Raw genomic sequence first — 4,868 nt, 5'->3', positions numbered from 1 at the left:
GCGCCATCCAGTCCGTTCTCGAGCAAGATCGCATAAGCGGCTTCCAAGGGGTTGGTTTCGACTCGTATTGCCATGAGGGTTACACTCCTTTCTCGAAGTCATGGCGTCAGACCCACCCTCGCGCTGTCTGCTGGGCGGGGAGCGTAGGCGCGTAGCGCCGGAGATCCCCGCCCAGCAGACAACCGGCAAAATGGAATTTACAGAAAGAACGATACACAACTCGTGCGCGGGGCAGCCGAGTCGAAGCCCTTGATGTTGAAGCTCATCGCGGGTCGATCCCCGCGTGCGCGGGGCAGCCACCCACGAAAGGAAAGCCACCATGGCCTACTACGGTCGATCCCCGCGTGCGCGGGGCAGCCAAGTAGTCGGTCATGGGGTCGCTGCGATCCCAGGGTCGATCCCCGCGTGCGCGGGGCAGCCCGATCTCCTCGATCGCGCCGGTGCCAGTAGAAGGGTCGATCCCCGCGTGCGCGGGGCAGCCCGCGACGTCCAGGGTCGAGGGTGAGGTAGTCAAGGTCGATCCCCGCGTGCGCGGGGCAGCCCACGGGCCGCGGGTGATGAGAGTCTCGAGCATGGGTCGATCCCCGCGTGCGCGGGGCAGCCAACTGGCAGGCTACGCCACCCGCTTGGACGCGAGGTCGATCCCCGCGTGCGCGGGGCAGCCTCTTGGCCTTCTGCTTCCACGCATCGCTCGATAGGTCGATCCCCGCGTGCGCGGGGCAGCCACATCGCGACACCATCAGGAAAAACTAGAACGGGGTCGATCCCCGCGTGCGCGGGGCAGCCCCATTTGGGCCGGCATCGAGCGCTTCACCGATAGGTCGATCCCCGCGTGCGCGGGGCAGCCACAATCTGAAGGGGGATTACACCATGCGCACAGGGTCGATCCCCGCGTGCGCGGGGCAGCCCGCAGATTTTTGCAGAAAAGTTTTTCTGCGATTGGTCGATCCCCGCGTGCGCGGGGCAGCCGCAGGCAACAAAAAACCCGCCTCGGCGGGCGGGGGTCGATCCCCGCGTGCGCGGGGCAGCCGGAGACTGGCGAGATTACCGCCCAAGCGCCTGAGGTCGATCCCCGCGTGCGCGGGGCAGCCTTGAGCCATGCGCGGATTTCCAGGTGCAATCGGGGTCGATCCCCGCGTGCGCGGGGCAGCCCGCCGGGCATGAGTGCCCGGCTACCTTCTGAAAGGTCGATCCCCGCGTGCGCGGGGCAGCCTCAAAGCCGCGTTGAAACAGGTCGTGGAAATAGGGTCGATCCCCGCGTGCGCGGGGCAGCCGCCTTGGCCTATGCCCGCCTTGGCTGGCATGTGGGTCGATCCCCGCGTGCGCGGGGCAGCCGTGACCGAAACAGTCCAGGCGTTACGCGCTCTGGGTCGATCCCCGCGTGCGCGGGGCAGCCACAACGACGTGCAACCTACCCCTGTTCAAGTCGGGTCGATCCCCGCGTGCGCGGGGCAGCCTCGGCTACGTGTTCGATTACGAGCGTTGCTTCAGGTCGATCCCCGCGTGCGCGGGGCAGCCCCGAGTGGGATTCACCTACGCTGTTCACTTCGGGGTCGATCCCCGCGTGCGCGGGGCAGCCCTTTGATGGGCGGCCATGCAGCGCCTTACAACGGGTCGATCCCCGCGTGCGCGGGGCAGCCGCGACGCCGGTCGCGCGCGCGAGCTCGGCCTGAGGTCGATCCCCGCGTGCGCGGGGCAGCCTTGCAGCGGCTGCAGGTGTAGAGCTGGGCCATGGGTCGATCCCCGCGTGCGCGGGGCAGCCCGCCAGGATGCGCGGCAGGCCTTGGCGTCGTAGGGTCGATCCCCGCGTGCGCGGGGCAGCCTATTGCCAGCGCAGTGTTGACGGCGGCACAAGCGGTCGATCCCCGCGTGCGCGGGGCAGCCGCGTCGCCCAGCAGTTGCGTGGCGTCGATGAAGGGTCGATCCCCGCGTGCGCGGGGCAGCCTCGCCCAGGCGGTGCTCGCCGGCGTCGATGAAGGGTCGATCCCCGCGTGCGCGGGGCAGCCCCCCGTTCCCCCATAACCACAAGGTACCATCGGGGTCGATCCCCGCGTGCGCGGGGCAGCCCATCGGCTTTTCTGCCACGGTGCGGCTCATACAGGTCGATCCCCGCGTGCGCGGGGCAGCCGCGTCGCCCAGCAGTTGCGTGGCGTCGATGAAGGGTCGATCCCCGCGTGCGCGGGGCAGCCTACGTCGCGCCAGCAAGAAGTTGGGCGCCTTGGGGTCGATCCCCGCGTGCGCGGGGCAGCCGCCACCGGCCCCTGCGAGAGCGTGCGCAGCAGGGGTCGATCCCCGCGTGCGCGGGGCAGCCCGCATCACGGTGCCTAGCTTGCCGATCTCCATGGGTCGATCCCCGCGTGCGCGGGGCAGCCCGCATCACGGTGCCTAGCTTGCCGATCTCCATGGGTCGATCCCCGCGTGCGCGGGGCAGCCCACGTGCAATCGCGTCCGCGTGACCTTGGAGAGGGTCGATCCCCGCGTGCGCGGGGCAGCCCGTGAGCCAGACGACGATCAGCAGAATCAAACGGGTCGATCCCCGCGTGCGCGGGGCAGCCCCATTTGTTGAGGATGAGGACGTTCCCGAAGAAGGTCGATCCCCGCGTGCGCGGGGCAGCCGCGAAGAAGCTGTGGTTGTCGGCGAAGACAAGAGGTCGATCCCCGCGTGCACGGGGCAGCCGCGGACCTCTTGCGGGTCGTACCACGTGTTGCAGGTCGATCCCCGCGTGCGCGGGGCAGCCTTCCGCACGCACGGCTGGCGTATGTGGGCCAAGGGTCGATCCCCGCGTGCGCGGGGCAGCCCGCACCTTCCGCCAGACGCTGGAGCGCGCGATAGGTCGATCCCCGCGTGCGCGGGGCAGCCATGGCGATGCGTGACGAGCTGTCCCGCCGTCAGGGTCGATCCCCGCGTGCGCGGGGCAGCCTCTTGCGACTAACTCGCTGTCCGCCAAGGATAATCCAGATTTTTAAGGAACGTTGGCCTTTTTCTTGCTTACACCGTCCAGCCCCGTTTTCTCGGGCGATGCCGATACGGGGCGCCTGGCAACAATGAGCCCGTCGAGCTCCACCAGTTGCGCGGGGGGTGATCCAAGCACCCGAACCGCCTGCCCGCCCGGCATAGCGCGTTCCGCCCAAACGAGCACGATCGACGCATCGCGCTCGTCGGGGAAACACTCCTCCAGCACGGTCCAGATGCGCTCACGTACCGCTGGGCTGATGCGCGGTGCGCTATAGACGCCCGGCGCAAGCTCAAGCATGACAGACGCGAGAAAGCCGCGCACGCGTGCCGATACGTTACGCGTCACCGCCACTGTCATGGACATCGAACAGCTCCTTGATGCGCTCGATCATCTTGGGGATAAGCTTGTAACGCCGGAACTCAGCGGCGGCGCGCTTGCGCACCTCCCGCTCGATGTTGTCCGCCTTGCCGTCCAACACGGCTCGCACGGCTCCGAAGGCAAGGGGCACCGTGAGTTCGATGCGCCACAGGTCGGCGATGTCGAGGGTGAAGGCATTGCTGGAGTCCTCGTGGATGAAACCCAGGGGCGGCAAGGCCCCGGTGGCTGCAACCGCGATGTCGGCTGCGGCCTCGACGAAGGTCGCGGCGTGGTTGATGGCCTGGTTGGGCAAATCGGCAGCGGCGGGATTGTTCCGGTCGTAACGGCGTCCCCTCCAGTCAATGCCGAAGCGCTGCGCCAGAAGCCGGTAGCTTTCCTTGATGCGCGCGCCTTCGATGCCGCGCAGGGTTTCGATGTCCCGGTGCGGCAGCACCCGTCCGAAGCGCCAGGCGTAGAGTCTTCGGGCGGTGTCGAGCCGCTTTTGGGGATCGGCCCAACGCTCGGCATGGACGCGCGCCACATCGGAGCGCCCCTGTCCCATGGGGGGCGCGGTGTAGCTTTTGACCCCGCCCTCCCCCACGGCGGCAATCAGAGTGCCATGGCGGGCACACAGGCGCAGCACATCCTGCGTGATGCTGGTGCCGGGTCCGAGCAGGATCATCGAGACCGCCTGGTAGGGAATGGCGTAGTCGCCGGCATCGAGCGTTTCGCTCTTGGCCGCCACGAAGCGCAATGTTCCATCCTCCACCGAAAGCCTCCCATACTCGAGCCATAGCAAGCCGTGCCGGTCGGCATGGGGGATGCGGGAGGCTGCCAGACCCAGCCGGCCGGGGAAAAGGCCTGGCGTCGAACTCATCGCGCCGGCGCGAGCAATACCATGCCAAATCCGAAAGCCCGGTGCCGGCCAATGCCGCGGGCAAGCCGTTCGGCAAAACGTTCGGGATCGGCAATCACGGCCTCGGCGGCAAAGAGCGCCTGCGGCCGCTCGACGATGCGCAGGCGCCTGCCCGACGCGTGATTGCGCCGTAACAGCCGGCTGCGCGTGCCCATGCCCAAAAGCTCGGTGCTCTGGATGTGCGCCACCCCCTCCCATTGGCGCAGGAACCAGTCGCAATAGACCTGGGCACGCGGCGGGGCGTCCTCGCCCAGGCGGTCGAGCGCCCGCAGGTAAATGTCTTTTTCCTCGCCATCCTTACGCGATACCGGGCAGACGAGCACTTCAATGTGTAGCGGCTGGCCCTGACGCCAATGCTCCGGCATCGGTTTGCTGGCCACGCCTGCGACCTCGAGCGCTGCCCAGGCCGAAGGAGAGGCGAAGGCCTGCGCCCGTTCAATGAGCGCGGCGGCGCTCTGCCTGGCGTAGCCCAGCACCTCGTGGCGTCGGTCGAAATAGCGAAACGGCTTAGCAGGCCGTTGAAAAAATACCCTTCGAACGCACCAGTGACGCTGCTTTCGAAGAAACGAGCCGCCCAGACGTGGCTGCGCAGCGATTGCGACGTGCATTTCGGCCGGTTTGCAGGCCGTTTTGCCCAT

Annotated in this window: 3 protein-coding genes and 1 CRISPR repeat array; all 3 genes read right to left on the bottom strand. The window is 68.0% G+C overall.

Annotated elements, in window-relative coordinates; all coding sequences use genetic code 11:
- Positions 1 to 270: 270 nt before the first annotated feature.
- Positions 271 to 2,921: a CRISPR direct-repeat array (repeat unit 28 nt; unit sequence GGTCGATCCCCGCGTGCGCGGGGCAGCC).
- A gap of 42 nt (positions 2,922 to 2,963) precedes the next feature.
- A complete protein-coding gene (cas2e, locus tag Tther_RS12665) occupies positions 2,964 to 3,320 on the bottom strand; it encodes a type I-E CRISPR-associated endoribonuclease Cas2e (RefSeq protein ID WP_143904435.1) in 357 nt (118 codons plus the stop codon).
- Positions 3,292 to 4,191, bottom strand: a complete 900-nt coding sequence (cas1e, locus tag Tther_RS12660; RefSeq protein ID WP_143904432.1) for a type I-E CRISPR-associated endonuclease Cas1e — start codon at positions 4,189 to 4,191, stop codon at positions 3,292 to 3,294. The genes cas2e and cas1e overlap by 29 nt, the downstream gene beginning before the upstream one ends.
- The coding region (locus Tther_RS12655) for a type I-E CRISPR-associated protein Cas6/Cse3/CasE (protein ID WP_143904430.1) at positions 4,188 to 4,868 on the bottom strand (681 nt) is incomplete at its 5' end. The genes Tther_RS12655 and cas1e, both read right to left, overlap by 4 nt.

Source organism: Tepidimonas thermarum (assembly GCF_007556705.1).
Taxonomy (GTDB): Bacteria; Pseudomonadota; Gammaproteobacteria; order Burkholderiales; family Burkholderiaceae_C; genus Tepidimonas; species Tepidimonas thermarum.
This window is presented reverse-complemented; position numbering and strand designations above follow the sequence as displayed.

Bases quoted from the DNA above. Each gene is read 5' to 3' on its own strand.
- cas2e (WP_143904435.1), bottom strand. From the start codon at position 3,320: ATGTCCATGACAGTGGCGGTGACGCGTAACGTATCGGCACGCGTGCGC.
- cas1e (WP_143904432.1), bottom strand. From the start codon at position 4,191: ATGAGTTCGACGCCAGGCCTTTTCCCCGGCCGGCTGGGTCTGGCAGCC.